Annotated in this window: 15 protein-coding genes; 3 read left to right on the forward strand and 12 right to left on the reverse strand. The window is 59.8% G+C overall.

The genetic code is table 11. The annotated features are described in order from the left end of the window. Positions 1–56: 56 nt before the first annotated feature. The 4 genes from pgsA to DBR46_RS04375 form a co-directional block, all read right to left on the reverse strand. Positions 57–617 (reverse strand): CDP-diacylglycerol--glycerol-3-phosphate 3-phosphatidyltransferase, encoded by a 561-nt coding sequence (pgsA, locus tag DBR46_RS04360; protein ID WP_003232771.1) that lies wholly within the window; start codon positions 615–617, stop codon positions 57–59. A gap of 32 nt (positions 618–649) precedes the next feature. After that, positions 650–2473, reverse strand: coding sequence for an excinuclease ABC subunit UvrC (gene uvrC, locus DBR46_RS04365; RefSeq protein ID WP_124525150.1), 1824 nt, complete (start codon positions 2471–2473; stop codon positions 650–652). A 1-nt stretch (position 2474) separates the two neighbouring features. Beyond that, positions 2475–3116 carry a UvrY/SirA/GacA family response regulator transcription factor gene (uvrY, locus tag DBR46_RS04370; protein WP_026136871.1) on the reverse strand — a complete coding sequence of 214 codons (642 nt, stop codon included), beginning with the start codon at positions 3114–3116 and terminating at the stop codon, positions 2475–2477. A 151-nt stretch (positions 3117–3267) separates the two neighbouring features. Next, complete coding sequence (locus tag DBR46_RS04375) at positions 3268–3633, reverse strand: helix-turn-helix domain-containing protein (RefSeq protein ID WP_124525151.1); 366 nt, start codon at positions 3631–3633, stop codon at positions 3268–3270. An 82-nt stretch (positions 3634–3715) separates the two neighbouring features. Here DBR46_RS04375 and DBR46_RS04380 point away from each other — a divergent pair, with 82 nt between their 5' ends. Further along, the gene (locus DBR46_RS04380) at positions 3716–3955 is read left to right on the forward strand and encodes a DNA-binding protein (RefSeq protein ID WP_017737468.1); all 240 of its coding nucleotides are present in this window, start codon (positions 3716–3718) and stop codon (positions 3953–3955) included. A gap of 34 nt (positions 3956–3989) precedes the next feature. Here DBR46_RS04380 and DBR46_RS04385 read toward each other — a convergent pair whose 3' ends face one another. Together DBR46_RS04385 and DBR46_RS04390 are read right to left on the reverse strand one after the other, a co-directional pair. Then, positions 3990–4421, reverse strand: coding sequence for a GNAT family N-acetyltransferase (locus tag DBR46_RS04385; RefSeq protein ID WP_124525152.1), 432 nt, complete (start codon positions 4419–4421; stop codon positions 3990–3992). After that, complete coding sequence (locus DBR46_RS04390; protein WP_124525153.1) at positions 4422–5171, reverse strand: carbon-nitrogen hydrolase family protein; 750 nt, start codon at positions 5169–5171, stop codon at positions 4422–4424. 611 nt (positions 5172–5782) lie between these two features. Between DBR46_RS04390 and DBR46_RS04395 the strand changes: the two genes are divergently transcribed. Both DBR46_RS04395 and dkgB read left to right on the forward strand, forming a co-directional pair. Next, positions 5783–6850: a 3-deoxy-7-phosphoheptulonate synthase gene (locus tag DBR46_RS04395; RefSeq protein WP_124525154.1), complete on the forward strand. Its 1068-nt coding sequence runs from the start codon at positions 5783–5785 to the stop codon at positions 6848–6850. Positions 6851–7019: 169 nt separating this feature from the next. Then, entirely contained in the window at positions 7020–7838 is an 819-nt protein-coding gene (gene dkgB / locus DBR46_RS04400; protein ID WP_124525155.1) for a 2,5-didehydrogluconate reductase DkgB, read from the forward strand. On the opposite strand, the gene DBR46_RS04405 is transcribed toward dkgB, so the two are convergent. From DBR46_RS04405 to DBR46_RS04430, 6 genes are all read right to left on the reverse strand, one after another. Next, positions 7835–8257 carry a chemotaxis protein CheY gene (locus tag DBR46_RS04405; protein ID WP_124525156.1) on the reverse strand — a complete coding sequence of 141 codons (423 nt, stop codon included), beginning with the start codon at positions 8255–8257 and terminating at the stop codon, positions 7835–7837. The genes dkgB and DBR46_RS04405 overlap by 4 nt on opposite strands. 124 nt (positions 8258–8381) lie before the next feature. Further along, a complete protein-coding gene (locus DBR46_RS04410; protein WP_124525157.1) occupies positions 8382–11999 on the reverse strand; it encodes a transporter substrate-binding domain-containing protein in 3618 nt (1205 codons plus the stop codon). A 6-nt stretch (positions 12000–12005) separates the two neighbouring features. Next, positions 12006–12632 (reverse strand): response regulator transcription factor, encoded by a 627-nt coding sequence (locus tag DBR46_RS04415; protein ID WP_124525158.1) that lies wholly within the window; start codon positions 12630–12632, stop codon positions 12006–12008. 298 nt (positions 12633–12930) lie between these two features. Continuing rightward, complete coding sequence (locus DBR46_RS04420) at positions 12931–13647, reverse strand: MgtC/SapB family protein (RefSeq protein WP_124525159.1); 717 nt, start codon at positions 13645–13647, stop codon at positions 12931–12933. Between the two features lie 414 nt (positions 13648–14061). Beyond that, positions 14062–14652, reverse strand: a complete 591-nt coding sequence (locus DBR46_RS04425; RefSeq protein ID WP_124525160.1) for a GNAT family N-acetyltransferase — start codon at positions 14650–14652, stop codon at positions 14062–14064. A gap of 12 nt (positions 14653–14664) precedes the next feature. Beyond that, positions 14665–15009 (reverse strand): FKBP-type peptidyl-prolyl cis-trans isomerase, encoded by a 345-nt coding sequence (locus tag DBR46_RS04430; protein WP_124525161.1) that lies wholly within the window; start codon positions 15007–15009, stop codon positions 14665–14667. Positions 15010–15056: the final 47 nt, after the last annotated feature.

Genomic DNA, 15056 nt, shown 5'->3' on the forward strand with positions numbered 1-15056 from the left:
TGATGCGCATTCTATACAAATCTCGTAACCGGTCAACCCTTTGATTCAAAAAAGTTTTATTTCTTTTCAACGGTGGTGCGCAGATGAGGCCAGGCAGCGCGCAGGTACTGGAGCATGGACCACAGCGTCAGGCCAGCCGCGATCAGCAGCAAGGCGTAGCCCGTCAGGACCCAGAACGAGAAGTCCGACGGGTTGGCCAGCAGGATCACCAGGGCGAGCATCTGCGCAGCGGTTTTCCATTTGCCCATGTTGGACACGGCGACGTGGGCGCGGGCGCCGATTTCGGCCATCCATTCGCGCAGGGCCGAGACAACGATCTCGCGGCCGATGATCACGGCGGCTGGCAGGGTCAGCCATAGGTTGCCGTGCTCCTGCACCAGCAGGACCAGGGCCACGGCCACCATGAGTTTGTCGGCCACGGGGTCAAGGAACGCGCCAAAGGGCGTGCTTTGTTCCAGGCGGCGGGCCAGGTAGCCGTCGAGCCAGTCGGTTGCGGCCGCAAAGGCGAACACCGAGCTGGAGGCGGCATAACTCCATTCGTACGGCAAATAGAACAACAGAATGAAAATCGGAATGAGCAGGACGCGTAGAACGGTGATCAGATTAGGGATATTCATCGGCACAACTGGCTACGAGGTGGAAAGGCATTCTATTCGCTGTGCAGGTTTGCATAAATCAGCTCAGCGAGCTTTTTACTGATACCGGGTGCTTTGGCTATTTCGTCAATGCTGGCACGGGATAGCTCCTGCAAGCCACCAAAATGTTTAAGCAAGTCGCGACGTCGCGTCGGGCCAACCCCCGCTACCCCTTCCAGGGTTGAGGTTCGCCGGGTTTTGCCGCGACGGGCGCGGTGCCCGGTAATTGCAAAACGGTGGGCTTCGTCACGAATCTGTTGAATCAGGTGCAGTGCGGGTGAGTCGCCCTTCAAAGTGAACTCATGGGCGGCATCATTCAAGTACAACGTCTCGAAGCCGGCCTTGCGCGTGGCGCCCTTGGCGACGCCAAGGAGGATCAGGTCGGGCACTGCCAGCTCGTTGAGCACGTCACGGGCCATGGACAGCTGGCCCTTGCCGCCGTCCACCAGCAGGATATCCGGCAATTTGCCCTCGCCGTCCTTCAACTTGCTGAAACGCCGTGTCAGGGCCTGGTGCATGGCGGCGTAGTCATCGCCGGCGGTGACACCTTCGATGTTGTAGCGCCGGTAGTCGGACTTGATGGGCCCTTCCGGCCCGAACACCACGCAGGAGGCCACGGTGGCCTCGCCGCTGGAGTGGCTGATGTCGTAGCACTCCAGACGTTGCGGTGGCTCGTCCAGGTTGAGGACTTCGGCCAGGGCGTCGAAGCGTGCGGCGACGTGCTGTCGATTGGCCAGGCGTGCGCTCAGGGCCTGCTCGGCGTTGGTCACCGCCAACGTTTGCCAGCGGGCACGGGTGCCGCGTACGCGGTGACTGATGTCCAGCTCGCGGCCGCGCAGTTCGTGGATCGCCGCGATCAGCGTGGGGAAGTCTTCGTGCACCACGTTGACGATCAGCTCGGACGGCAAGTCGCGCTCAGGACTGCTGACGTAGTACTGGCCAAGGAACGCAGCCATGACTTCAGCCACGTCCTCATCGATACCGGTCTGCGGGAAGAAGTTCTTGCTGCCCAGCACCCGACCGCCACGCACGCTGATCAGGTGCACACAGGCACCACCGGGGTTGACGAAGGCTGCGATCACATCAACGTCGCCGGTGCCACCTTCCATGCTCTGCTGGTCCTGCACGCGGCGTAGCAGGGAGATCTGGTCGCGCAACTCGGCGGCGCGCTCGAAATCCAGGGTGCTGGCGGCCTGCTCCATGGCGGCGGATAGTTCATCGGTCAACGCATTGCTACGCCCTTCGAGGAACATCACCGAATGGCGCACATCTTCGGCGTACTCGGCGGGGTCAACCAGGCCCACGCACGGCGCCTTGCAGCGCTTGATCTGGTATTGCAGGCACGGCCGAGTGCGGTTCTTGTAGAAGCTGTCTTCGCACTGGCGCACAAAAAAGGTCTTTTGCAGCAGGCTCAGGCTCTCGCGGATCGCGCCGGCGCTGGGATACGGGCCGAAGTACTTGCCCTTCTGCTTCTTCGCCCCACGGTGAATGCTCAGGCGTGGGAAGTTGCCGTCGGATAAAAACACGTAGGGGTAGGATTTATCGTCGCGCAGCAGGATGTTGTAGGGCGGCCGCCATTCCTTGATCAGCGTCTGCTCAAGCAACAGCGCTTCGGTCTCGTTGGCGGTGATGGTGGTTTCGACCTGGGCGATACGTGCGACCAATGCCGCCGTCTTGGGCGCCAGGCCGCTCTTGCGAAAATAGCTCGCCAGGCGGTTCTTCAGGTTCTTGGCTTTACCGACGTAAAGCAGGCGGGCCTCGCTGTCGAACATGCGGTACACGCCAGGGCGGCCACTGCAGGTTGAGAGAAAGGCACTCGGATCAAACGGCGTGGTCATGTCAGGCGCTGGCGTCCACCATGCCGTGGCGCACCGCGAGCAGGGTCAGTTCAACATCACTGCTGATGGTGAGTTTCTCGAAGATGCGATAGCGGTAGGTGTTGACGGTCTTGGGCGACAGGCACAGCTTGTCCGAGATCGTCTGCACCTTCTGGCAGCCAACGATCATCAAGGCAATCTGGATTTCCCGCTCCGACAGCGCATCAAAGGGCGAGTCACTGACGGGCTGGAAGGATTTGATCGCCAACTGCTGGGCAATCTGCGGGCTGATGTAGCGCTGACCGGCAAATACCAGGCGAATGGCTTGCACCATCTCGGCCAAGCCTGCGCCCTTGGTCAGGTAACCCGCCGCCCCGGCCTGCAACAGGCGTGTAGGGAACGGATCTTCCTCGCACACTGTCACCACCACGACCTTGATGTCCGGGTGGCTGCGCAACAACTTGGTCGTTGCGCCAAGACCGCCGATCCCCGGCATCTTGACGTCCATCAACACCACATCGGGTTTCAACTCCCGCGCCTTGATCAGGGACTCTTCCCCGGACTCAGCCTGGCCGACTACTTGCAGGCCATCGATGTCAGCCAGCATTCGTGTAATGCCTGTACGAACGAGATCATGGTCATCGACTACTAGCACCCTAATCAAGCAGACACCTCGCGATATGGTCTTATAGGTTGCTGAACACCTTAGCAAAAAACCAAGGCGCAGACCTAGCTGCACGCGTCATATATATAGTGTTTGAATGCACCGCACTCGCCCGCAGAATGGCAGGCGGCCCGGTTTGCGGAGTAAAAGCTCAGGAATCCTGGGGTTGCACCTTGGCTTTGCCATTGAAAGAAGATGAATGCTCGGCCAGGGTTGAAGTCAAACGGCGAATAGCATCCTGGTCCTCCTTGAACATTGCGCGATAATCGCCCAATACCTTTTCTTCAACTTGGCTCAAATTTTCCAATTGAATCGGCGTGGCATTCCCGGTCAACACGTACAGGATATCCACACCTCTTTCGGCGACACGAGACAAGTAGTCCGCTTTAGGCGCACGCCCTCCACTTTCGTATTTACCTTGTGCGTTGGCTTCGACGCCTCCTATCTCACCAAAAACTTTTTGCGACAGGCCAAGTCGCTCTCTTTCTTGCCTCAAACGCGAACCGATTCCACTCATTTGGATGTATGATCCTATTTGGCACACCCCAAGAGGTGACACACTCATCTCTTTGTTAAACGAACTTGAACGGTTTTGAACTATGCCCGGAATCCGTACTGCTGCACAAGCCAAGGCCTGGCTGGAACATCAAGGAAAGTCAGTTCAAGCGTTCGCCCGTGAACATGGCGTTGATCCGGCAACCACCTATCAAGTGCTCGCTGGGCGCAAAAAGGGACGGCGTGGTGAGGCCCACAAGGTAGCGGTCCTTCTGGGCATGAAAGAAGGGATCATCCTTTCTGAGGCTGATGGCCAAAACAACGATCAGGAAGTCGTCTCCTGAAGGCAGTATGCGCTTATTAGGATTTGGTGCAGGTTTAGCTTGAGAGGCAAACGCGCTCCATACGCCAAAAGCAATCTTCCTCACCGACGATGCTCAGGCCCTTGCGCTGATAGAGCCGTTTCGCCGGGTTGGTCTTGAATACGGTCAAGCGCAACAAGCCCTGTGGGCACGCCTTGAGCGCCATCTGCTCCAGCACCCAACTGCCTGCGCCCTGCTTGCGACAGCTTTCGAGCAGATGCAGTTCGCGGATATACAACGCGTGCCTGTCACGACTCAGGCTGATAAAACCCAGGACACAGTCGTCGCGGCAAATCAGCCAGTTTTCCCGACCGGCCCACGCCGTATCAAAACCATCGTTGGACCACAGCAGGCCATATTGCGCGTAGTAGCCGCTCATGGCCTCGTGGGTCAGTGTGCGTGCGAATGTCAGGTCGCGATCCGTCGCTGCGCGCAGGTGGAATGCCATTTACAGAGCCACCACTTGGCCAGACCACTGCCCGCTTTCGCGGCGGGCTATCACCAATGCGTCCCCCGCCCCCGGCACCGCAGCCAGCAAGCTGCCATCACCGGCCCAGATCGCACTGCGACCCGCGCACACGTAGCCGCCGGATGGACCACCATGATTGGCCATCAACACCAACAGGCCATGCTCGGCGGCGTAGCCCTGCAGCAGGGCACTGTCCGTCGCGTAGCCGCCTTCGCTGATCAAGACACCAGCGGCGTACACACTTGCCCGCGCTTCGACAGCAGCAAGCGGATGACTCGCGTGGGAAAAGTCTGCACACACCGCCAGCGCAATCCGCTCGCCACCCAAATCGAGTACAGCCCCGCCTTGCCCTGGGACAAATGCAACTTCTTCACCAGGATGCAGGTGCTGCTTGGTGTACACCGCCAAGGAACCGTCTGCGCCCAACACCAATGCGCCGATCGATACACCGGCCCCAGGCGCCAAACGAATCGGCATCCCCACTACCGCCGTCAAGCGGAGCGCCTGCGCCATCTCACGCAGTGGCGCCAGTACCACGTCATCCAGGGCGATTGCCAACCCGGCGGCCAATGACGGCTCATAGCCTGTCAACGACAACTCTGGAAACACCAACACCTGCACACCGTGCTCCGCTGCCACACGCATGAAGGCCAAGTGCCGCTGGAGATTGGCCGGTATGTCGCCCGCAATGGCGATCGTTTGAGCAGCAGCAAGGGCAAAGGCAGTCATGGTCGCGTCCCGGCAATCATTATCTAAGTGTTACAAGCATATCTTGGTCCATAGCGGTAAGTACCCCCACGCCATAGAAATTACTGATTGAATCCTCCTGCGTGCCTCTAGTAAGCTCCCCTCCATTACTTGGAGACACAACATGTTGCAACTCACCCACACTCAGGTTTGCCCTGCTGCCAGCGCCCTGCGCTCGGTGTCGGCTACCCGTGTGAGCGGTTCGAGCGCGGCTGTAAGCTTTTATTTTGGGTATTGGTTTAGCCACTGGCGCGCCTGATACCTGAAATCGGCGCCCACTACTCAAGGGGTCGCCTGCCAGAGAAATCTAACCCCCGGTCGGCTCCCCGACCGGGGGTTTTGTTTTTTCAGACTCTCAAAAAATTTCGTAAGAACACTTAAGGAATCACGACATGAACTACGCCACCTATTACCGCTACGACACATCCACTGCATGGCGATTTAGCAAGCTCCGTTCGGGACAGCCTGCCGCCTCCGATCGGTCACCTATTGGTGGCAAGCCAACACACGTAGCCGATACGGCCAATTGTCGAACACCCCAGTAGGGCCAAGCGCGCGGGAATAACCCGCCGCTTGCCCAGGAAGCCTTGAATATGAACTCTGCCACCGCCGCTCTGCCTCTTTCTGCCCTGAACAGCGCCAATGAAGCCCTGACCCAGCGCCTGCCCAGCTCCCTTGAGCTCAAGCACCAACTGCCCCTCAGCCCGTTCCTCAACGAGCAGATCCACGCCCATCGCCAAGCCGTGCGCGCCATCCTCAATGGCGAAGATAAGCGTTTGCTGGTGATTGTCGGCCCGTGTTCGATCCACGATCCGGAATCGGCCATGGAATACGCACGCAACCTGAAGAAACTGGCCCTGGAAGTCAGTGACCAGATGCTGTTGGTAATCCGCGCCTACGTCGAAAAACCCCGTACCACCATCGGCTGGAAAGGCCTGGCCTACGACCCGCACCTGGATGGCAGCGACGACATGGCCGCCGGCCTCACCCTGTCACGTCAATTGATGCGCGAAATGCTGCGCCTGGGCCTGCCGGTCGCCACCGAACTGCTGCAACCCATGGCCGCCGGCTACTTCGATGACCTGCTCAGTTGGGTGGCGATTGGCGCGCGCACCACCGAGTCGCAGATCCACCGCGAGATGGCCAGCGGCCTGGGCATGCCCGTGGGCTTCAAGAACGGCACCGACGGCGGCGTCGCGATTGCCTGTGATGCGATGCGCTCGGCCTCCCACCCACACCGCCACTTCGGCGTCGACAGCCAGGGCCATCCGGCGATCATCCAGACCCCGGGCAACCCCGACACCCACCTGGTATTGCGCGGCGGTCACCGTGGGCCGAACTACGATGTGCAGAGCGTGGCGCAGGTGAAGCACGACCTGGGCAAATCCAAGGTGGCGGCGCGGATCATGGTCGATTGCAGCCATGCCAACAGTGGCAAAGACCCCTTGCGTCAGCCGGCGGTGTTCAACGAGGTGCTGGAGCAGCGCCTGCTAGGCGACACCTCGCTGATCGGCATGATGCTGGAAAGCCATTTGTTCGAAGGTTGCCAGCCGCTGGGCGCGTCGATGAAATACGGCGTGTCGGTCACCGATGGTTGCCTGGGCTGGGACGCCACCGAGCAACTGTTGCGCAGCGCGGCAGAGCGGTTGCGGGCAAAATGACGCGTTGAGTTCAACCGGTGGGAGCGGCAGTGCGACGCGCGCCCTCCCACGGATCGACCAAGGCGATTCGTGATCTGCGGTAAAGAGTCCTTTTCGGACTTGGCGGTTTTTCCGAAGGAACGGCAGGCGGATACTCAGCGCCATTGTCCACACCCTTCTGGAGTTACCGATGTCTACCCCCACGCAAACCGTTCCGGCCTTCGGCCTCGGCACCTTCCGCTTGCAAGGCAAGGTGGTGATCGATTCCGTGAGTACTGGCCTGGAACTGGGCTACCGCGTCATCGATACCGCGCAGATCTATGAGAACGAAGCCGATGTTGGCCAGGCGATCGCCGACAGCGGCATCCCGCGCGACGAGCTGTTCATCACCAGCAAGATCTGGATCGCGCACTTCGCCGAAGGCCAGTTGATCCCCAGCCTGCGCGAAAGCCTGCGCAAATTGCAGACCGATTATCTCGACCTGACCCTGATCCACTGGCCATCGCCGGAAGACCAAGTGCCCGTCGCCGAATTCATGGGGCAGCTGCTCGAAGCCAAGCGCCTGGGCCTGACACGCCAGATCGGCGTTTCCAACTTCACCGTAGACCTGATGAAACAGGCGATTGCCGCAGTGGGCGCAGAAAACATCGCCACCCACCAGATCGAACTGCACCCGTACCTGCAAAACCGCAAGGTCGTGGACTTCGCCAGCGCCAACGGCATCCACATCACCTCCTACATGACCCTGGCCTACGGCGAAGTGCTGAAAGATCCGCTAATCCAGCAGATCGCCGAGCGCCACCAGGCCACTGCAGCACAAGTCACGCTGGCCTGGGCGATGCAACTGGGCTACGCAGTGATCCCGTCATCCACCCAGCGCGCCAACCTGGAAAGCAACCTCAAGGCGCAGCAACTGACCTTGAGTGCCGCTGATATGGCGCAAATTGCCACTCTGGAGCGTGGCCATCGTCTGACCAGCCCCAAGGGCATCGCGCCCCAGTGGGACTAAACCCCAGCGACAGGCGTTCGGGACAGCTCACGTAGCCAGGGCAATACCCGCAGGCCGCTGGCGGCCGCGGGCGGGTCGATGATGTCCATGAAGTGTTCGAGGTTGACGTTGTCCGGCACGCCCGGCAGCCGTACCAGCACCGCCGGCGTGACACCGGCGGGATTGCCCAGGTCCAGGTGATCGTAGACCAGCACATGGCGCACCTTGGGCGGTGGCCCCTCGACATGGGCCGCCAGCCCCGCATTGATGATCAGTACATCGAACGGCTCAGCCGGGATAGCAGTGAGCACCTGCACCTCGTCGAAGGTTTGCACTGGCACGATCCGGTGATATCCCAGTTGATTGAGCATTTTCTCGATGTACAGCCGCTGCAGATGCAGCTCATCGGCAATCAGGATAGTCAGTGCTTTATTTGGCATGGCAAACCCCTGGGTAGGCAGTGCTCGACAGTGAGCGCAGGCCATTTTCCAGACATAGGCCGACGGCAAAATCAGGCATGTTCCCTCTTTGCGTAGGGGGTTTCCCAAACCAGCCGAACGGTGATCAAGGTTGATTGCAATAAACGCTCAATGCCTGATGCAAATCACCGATTGCCGCACTGACATCGCCAACGGCTGAACCCAGCGCCTCCCGGTCTTGCTTCTCACACACCGCCTCCAGCCCTTCACAACAGGTGATCACGCCTTGTGCCTTGACCATGCGTGCGCCCCCTTTGGCGCGGTGTGCAAGGTCGTGCAGCTTGGCAAAATCAAACGCCCGTTGCAGTGCCGGCAACAAGGCGAGGTCGGCCTCCAGGCTTTCAATCAGCGGGATCAACAGCTCTTTGAGGGCGTCGTGATCATCCCCCGTCAATGCGGTCAACGTACTCAGGTCAAACGTCACCGGTATGCCCGCCGGGGCACCGCGCGCGGCGCGCGACGCGAGTACCGAGCGCAAGTCATCCAGGCCAGTGGGCTTGAACAGGCACCCGTCCATACCCGCGAGCCGACAGCGCTCGGCCTCCTCCGGCTGGGCATTGGCGGTGAACCCGAGCAATAGGCATGGCACCAGGCCTCGCTCGCGTTCCTGGGCGCGAATGTCGTGCGCCAACTGGTAACCGTTCTTCAACGGCATGTTGCAATCGCTGATGACCACGTCAAAGTGCCCTGCCTTCCAGAGTTGCACCCCCTGGACACCATCGTCGGCGGTGGTGATGTGGTGCCCCAGAAAGCTCAGTTGCCGCGCCAGCAACAGTCGATTGGCGCGGTAGTCGTCCACCACCAGGATGTTCAACGCCAGGGTCGGCGGAGCATCCTCTACCACCGTTGACGCCTGGGCCGGCAACTGCGCCGACAGCGCCAACACCAAGCGCACATCGACCCGCGTGCCCTGCCCCATCACACTGCTCAAGTGCAACTGGCCACCGAACATCTCGCACAAGCTGCGACTGATCACCAGCCCCAGGCCAGAACCACTGCGTGCCGACTGCTCGGCATTGCTGCCTTGGATAAACGGGTTGAATAACCGTTGCTGATCTTCGGCACTGATACCAATACCCGTGTCTTGCACCCATAACCGCAGCGTCAGCTGGTCTCCGGCCACCGTGCCCTGGGCACCGAGCTGCACCTGTCCGTTGGCCGTAAACTTGATGGCATTGCTCAACAGGTTCGACACCACTTGCTTGAAGCGCAGTGGATCGATCAATACCGTGCGATCGATCACCGGATCAAACTCAACCTGTAGCGCCAGCCCCTTGGCCCGCGCCAGCCCCTCAAAGACGCGCACGACCGATGCCAACAATGCCCGCAGATTCGCCGGCTCCAGGGCCAAGGACAAATGGCCGGATTCGATGCGGGCAATATCAAGAATATCGCCAATCAGTTCCAACATACTGCGCGAGGCCACCGACGCCACTTCCAGCGCGTCGCGGTCGGTCCTGCCCTGTTCGGCGCTTTTAAGGGCCAACTCAATCATGCCGATCACTGCATTCATCGGCGTACGGATCTCATGGCTCATCGTCGCCAGAAAGGTAGTCTTCGCACGGTTGGCGGCGTCGGCCTCGTCCTTGGCGTCCTGCAACTGCCCCAACAGGCGCTGACGCTCACTCACATCCACCCAGCCAGCAATCATGCCCACCACACTGTCATTGCCATCACGGTACGGCAGCATCCACTGGTAGATGGTCAGCACTTCACCGTTGGGCAACCTGAGTATGCGGTCATGAACCTGCGGCTCACCGCGCGTCATCAACTGCATGTAGTCGTCATGAAAAGACTGGGCCTGAGGAGAGTTGCCGGTGTCGGTTTCCATCAAGGTCTTGCCGATCACGTCCTCCAGCTTGAAACCGAACACATCGAGGTAGGCGTTATTGCAGGCCATCAACCGGCCCTGGCGGTCACGGACATAGATCGGGTGAGGCGTGCCGTCGATCAGCACACTCATAAAACGCATCTGGTCGCTCAATGCACGCTCGGCCTGGACTCGCGTACGAATCAGGCGGCGCAGATAAATGGCCCAGCCCAGGGTCACCAGCAGCAATACCGCGGCTACGCCAAACCCTTGAACGATCGCGTTGCGATGACGCAACCAGTAGCTGTCGCCGATCACCACTTCGCCACGCCAGTGGTTGGTCAGTTCGTCCATTTCTTCCGGGGTGATGCTCAACAGTGCCTTGTCAAGAATGGAATACAGCTCCAGTTGGCTGCGGTTGACGCCAAAGGTAATCCGCGCGGGCTCTGTACCCACGGTGCTAGTGATCCGCAGCCGATCACGGTAGTCACGCGCAACCATATAGCGTGCACTGATCAACGAAACAATGGTCGCATCAGCGTTGCCTTTGGCGACCAACTCCAGGGCCTGTTCGGGGTTTTCCACATCGACAAAGCCGATACCTGGGTAATCCCGGGCAATTTGCGCGGCGAGGCTGTTGCCGCCGATGAACGCCACGCGCTTGCCAGACAGATCCTCAAGGGTGACCAGGTGTTCATCTTCGGCGCGCACCACCAGCACGTAGGGGTTGGACAGATAAGGCCGGGTAAAGCGCAGTTTCTCGGAGCGCTCGACGCTAGGGGTAATCACCGCCAGCATGTCCACTTGGCCCGCACCGACCTGGTCAATTTGCCGAGGCAGCGAGCTGCCCTGTTCGACCTCGAATTTCAAGCCCGTGCGCAAGCTGATCCGCGACAGCACCTCGGCACTCAGGCCTTGGAATTGCCCACTCTCATTGAAAAACGACAGCGGGACAAACTTGTCGAGCACCGCCACCTTCACCCGTGGATGTTTCTCCAGCCAACGCTGCTCACTGTCACTCAAGCGCAACCGGTCAGCGTCCAGGAACCCACTGCCGCCGGCGCTCCAACGGCGCAGGATTTCCATCTGCTGGCTGGCCGGAATAGCGGCCAGCGCTGCATTGATGATGTTCCGCAGACGCTCGTTGTCCTTGGTGAAGGCGAACCCGAACGGGTTGACCTCCAAGGCTGAGAAATCCGCCATGCGCACGTTATTGAGGTGATTCTTGTTGATCAGGTAGCGGGTGCTGATGGCATCACCCAGGTAGACATCTGCCTGGCCGAATGCCACGGAGCCGATGGCTTGGTGGGTCGAACCATACAATAGCAATTGCGCCTGGGGGTAGAAGGCCTGGACAGCATCGGGTTGCATGTAGTGATAGAGCATCGCCACGCGCTTTCCCGCCAGGTCGGCGGACAACGACTGGCTGTCACCGGCACGGGTCACCAGGACAGGTTGGTCATTGGCGTAGGACCGGGACAGTACCAAACCTGGGTCGGCCGCCTCATAACCATTGGCCGACCCCAAGAAATCCAGCAGGCCCGACTTGAGCGCCTCGATCACCTCGTCACGCGTGTCGTAGCGTCGAACATCAATCGTGATATTCAGCGCTTGCGCAATTAATGCCGCATAATCGGCGGAGATGCCTTCAAGTTCGTTGTTGTCATTGCTGAGGTCGAACGGCGCGTAGTCAGGTGCCGACACCCCCATCACCAACGTGCGCCGCTCACGCAGCCAGCGCCAATCCGCCTCAGCAAGCTGCACGTCTGGTTTATCAAGGATGGAATGGCCGAGCAGTCGCAGCGTGTGTGGTTCATCCAAGGCCATCACCACTGAGGGCAACAGCCCTATCAGCAGGATGGCCGTGAGTTTCACCAGCCGAAGGGTGTTCATTCAGGATCAGATCAGATGGTTGCGCTGGGCGAATTTGGACAAATGCACCACAGACGACATATGCAACTTCTCCTTGAGCCGTGTCTTGTACGTACTGATCGTCTTGTGACTGAGCAACATGTCATCGGCGATTTCCTTGTTGCCCAGGCCCAAGGCCAGCTTCTGCAACACCATCAACTCACGGTCCGACAACGCTTCCACCAGCTCATGCTCAGTCGTTTGCAAATCATCTTTGCGTACCGAGCTGGTCGGCAGGCTGGGAAAGCAGCTGTAGTTGGACATCACGGCCTTTATCGCCTTTTGCAGCTCGTCCAACTCACCGGTCTTGGACACAAACCCCATGGCGCCGGCACGCATGCAGCGCGTGGAAAAAAAAACCGCCAAGTACGACGTAAGCACCAGGATCTTGCAGGGCAAGCCCAACGCCTTCATTCGACTGATCACCTCCAGGCCACCCAGCTTGGGCATCGCCAGGTCGAGAATCACCAAGTCAGGGCGCTCCTCCCGTGCAATCTGCATGGCATCAGCGCCGTTGCCCGCCTCAAAGATTTTATCGAAGCCTTCCTGCTTCAAGAGATAGCGAACCGTGGCGCGAATAAACGGGTGATCATCCACAATTAAAGCTTTGCTCATAAAAAACCACCTGAGAGGACGAAATAACCTGACACATCACACGGGACCCAGGCACCTGTGAGAAATGACAGTTCCGACGAACGGCGCTGCACTCCATCAAGGCGCATGCCAGGCGGGGCCTGGTCCCTCCAATTCCACACATCCCCAAGAACGCGAGGCCGTGCCATTGCTGCCAGGCAGCGGCAAGCTGGGCAACATTAACAACGGCTTGGTGTGTGAGCTGAAGGGATAGTCCTGATCACATGTAGGATTTTTCCTCACAAAAGCAAAGTCACCGCTATGCCCGACAACCGGCATGCTAGTCGGTGGTACTTGGGCTCCAGAACGCCTGCACCACCAGGGTCGAGGTGGAAATTCGTGCCACCAGCGCGTCCAGTTCATCACCGTCAACGGACGTCACGGCCAAGGTGGCTTCGATCTCCACCTCGTCGCTGCCAAACGGGCGCACGTCCACGTCACTGGCGGGGTAGTTGCAGCGCGCAAGCTCCGCCTCCAGCAGGGCCAGTACCGCTTTTTGCTGGGTACGCCGCGCGATGACATACAGGATGTTGGTCACCTCCGCCGACACCACATCCAGTGGCTGGCGGTTGATGTTATTGACGATCGGCCGCAGCAGCGTATTGGCCGCCAGCACAAACAAGGTGCCCAGCAACGCTTCAAGAATCAGGTCGGCACCGGCACAGGCCCCCACCGCGGCCGACGCCCATAGCGTGGCGGCGGTGTTGAGGCCACGCACATTGCCTTCCTCGCGCATGATCACCCCCGCCCCCAGGAAGCCGATGCCCGACACGACGTAGGCCACCACCCGTACCGCACCTTCCGCGCCGCCCAGGCGGTTGGCCATATCGACAAAAATCGCCGCACCCACCGCCACCAGCACATTGGTCCGCAAGCCCGCCGTGCGCTGCCGGTACTGGCGCTCGAAACCGATGAGGCCACCGAGGATAAACGCGGCGGACAGGCTGACCAGGGTATCGACCAGGGAATTGAGGTTGATGTTATTGATTGCTTGCATGAAAAAACTCCATGAATGCGGCGACACAATGGAAATGCCGCCGCACGGCTTTGCAGAAACGGGAGTTTCGGGCAGCAGGTCACACACCGGGGTTACCCAGTATTGGTCAGCGTCGATGAGAGGGATTCAGGCAGGCGCCAGGACTGGCTGCTGCCGGGATGCCGCTTCTCGCTTGCAGGGCGAGACAACGGCATCGGAAGAATGCGCGTTACCTTGCCAAGGCTGTGCCGGTTACCAGGACCGGCCGACGACTGTCGCTCGAACAAGTACCCACTGAGGGTCTCCGCTATTGATGAAAACGCGCGAAGCTTACGCCCTGACTGCGGGAGAGTAAACCGTAGGAAAGTGTCCGTATTGTGAACAGGAAATTTCTTCAGAATGGGTTCAGGAACCACGCTCTTGAACCCAGACGGATCAGGGGCGATCCCTAACCACCAGCGCCAGGTAATCCTCGATCAGCCCCCCTGCCAGCGCCTTGACCTGAATCGACACCCTGTTCACCTGCCGCCCCATTGTGATCCCCTCACGAGTACGCACTTGCACGTACCCAAGCCTGGGCCAGAAGCGCTCGGCCTTGGTATTGCCGACGACCACCGTCAACCGCAGCCATTGAGCCCCTTGCTCGGCGGCCCAGCGTTCAAGATCCGCATGCAGCCGTTGAGCCAGCCCAGTACCCTGCAAGCGCGCATCCACCAACAGCAAGCCGATATGCCACACACCGACCGCCAACACATCCGCCGCGATGTTCACCACGGCAACCAACCGGTCTTCGGCATCGCGATAACCCAGCCAGTACATTCGAGTGCAACTCCACCCCGCCGGCAACGCCCCCTGCAACTCTTCACGCGCCTCGGTCGACGTGGCGGGCGCGCCGTTGACCGCGATGAAATACGCCGGCGCCTGCTCAAAAAACCATTGCAACTCGGCTTCATCGCGATCACCCAACTCAACCACCCGAATGCCGTCAGCGGTGCAACCCGGCAACACCTGTCGATCAACGTCCATGTTCACTCCGCCTCACTCATCCCGCGTCAGTACTTCCAGCAGTTCAATCTCAAAGCACAGATTGCTGTCGGGCTTGATGTGTGCGCCCATCGAGCGCTCGCCGTACGCCAGGTGCGCCGGCACAAACAGCGTGCGTATGCCGCCCACCTGCATGCCCATCAGGCCCTGGTCCCAGCCTTTGATAACGCGTCCGGTACCGATCACACACTGGAAGGGTTTACCGCGCTCCCAGGATGAGTCGAACACCGTGCCGTCTTCCAGCGTGCCGGTGTATTGGGTGGTAATCAGCGCGCCCTTGACCACGGTTTTACCGTCGCCCAGGCGGATGTCGGTGATCTGGAGTTCGTCGTTGCTCATGGGGGCCTCGTTGGATGTGTGGAGGGTGGGGTTTTCCCAGAACTGAG

Source organism: Pseudomonas sp. KBW05, assembly GCF_003852405.1.
Classification (GTDB): Bacteria; Pseudomonadota; Gammaproteobacteria; order Pseudomonadales; family Pseudomonadaceae; genus Aquipseudomonas.

What these genes read in the sequence shown, in the direction of transcription:
- pgsA (WP_003232771.1), bottom strand. Translation starts at nt 617, where the DNA reads ATGAATATCCCTAATCTGATCACCGTTCTACGCGTCCTGCTCATTCCG.
- uvrC (WP_124525150.1), bottom strand. Translation starts at nt 2,473, where the DNA reads ATGACCACGCCGTTTGATCCGAGTGCCTTTCTCTCAACCTGCAGTGGC.
- DBR46_RS04375 (WP_124525151.1), bottom strand. Translation starts at nt 3,633, where the DNA reads ATGAGTGGAATCGGTTCGCGTTTGAGGCAAGAAAGAGAGCGACTTGGC.
- DBR46_RS04380 (WP_017737468.1), top strand. Translation starts at nt 3,716, where the DNA reads ATGCCCGGAATCCGTACTGCTGCACAAGCCAAGGCCTGGCTGGAACAT.
- DBR46_RS04385 (WP_124525152.1), bottom strand. Translation starts at nt 4,421, where the DNA reads ATGGCATTCCACCTGCGCGCAGCGACGGATCGCGACCTGACATTCGCA.
- DBR46_RS04390 (WP_124525153.1), bottom strand. Translation starts at nt 5,171, where the DNA reads ATGACTGCCTTTGCCCTTGCTGCTGCTCAAACGATCGCCATTGCGGGC.
- DBR46_RS04395 (WP_124525154.1), top strand. Translation starts at nt 5,783, where the DNA reads ATGAACTCTGCCACCGCCGCTCTGCCTCTTTCTGCCCTGAACAGCGCC.
- dkgB (WP_124525155.1), top strand. Translation starts at nt 7,020, where the DNA reads ATGTCTACCCCCACGCAAACCGTTCCGGCCTTCGGCCTCGGCACCTTC.
- DBR46_RS04405 (WP_124525156.1), bottom strand. Translation starts at nt 8,257, where the DNA reads ATGCCAAATAAAGCACTGACTATCCTGATTGCCGATGAGCTGCATCTG.
- DBR46_RS04410 (WP_124525157.1), bottom strand. Translation starts at nt 11,999, where the DNA reads ATGAACACCCTTCGGCTGGTGAAACTCACGGCCATCCTGCTGATAGGG.
- DBR46_RS04415 (WP_124525158.1), bottom strand. Translation starts at nt 12,632, where the DNA reads ATGAGCAAAGCTTTAATTGTGGATGATCACCCGTTTATTCGCGCCACG.
- DBR46_RS04420 (WP_124525159.1), bottom strand. Translation starts at nt 13,647, where the DNA reads ATGCAAGCAATCAATAACATCAACCTCAATTCCCTGGTCGATACCCTG.
- DBR46_RS04425 (WP_124525160.1), bottom strand. Translation starts at nt 14,652, where the DNA reads ATGGACGTTGATCGACAGGTGTTGCCGGGTTGCACCGCTGACGGCATT.
- DBR46_RS04430 (WP_124525161.1), bottom strand. Translation starts at nt 15,009, where the DNA reads ATGAGCAACGACGAACTCCAGATCACCGACATCCGCCTGGGCGACGGT.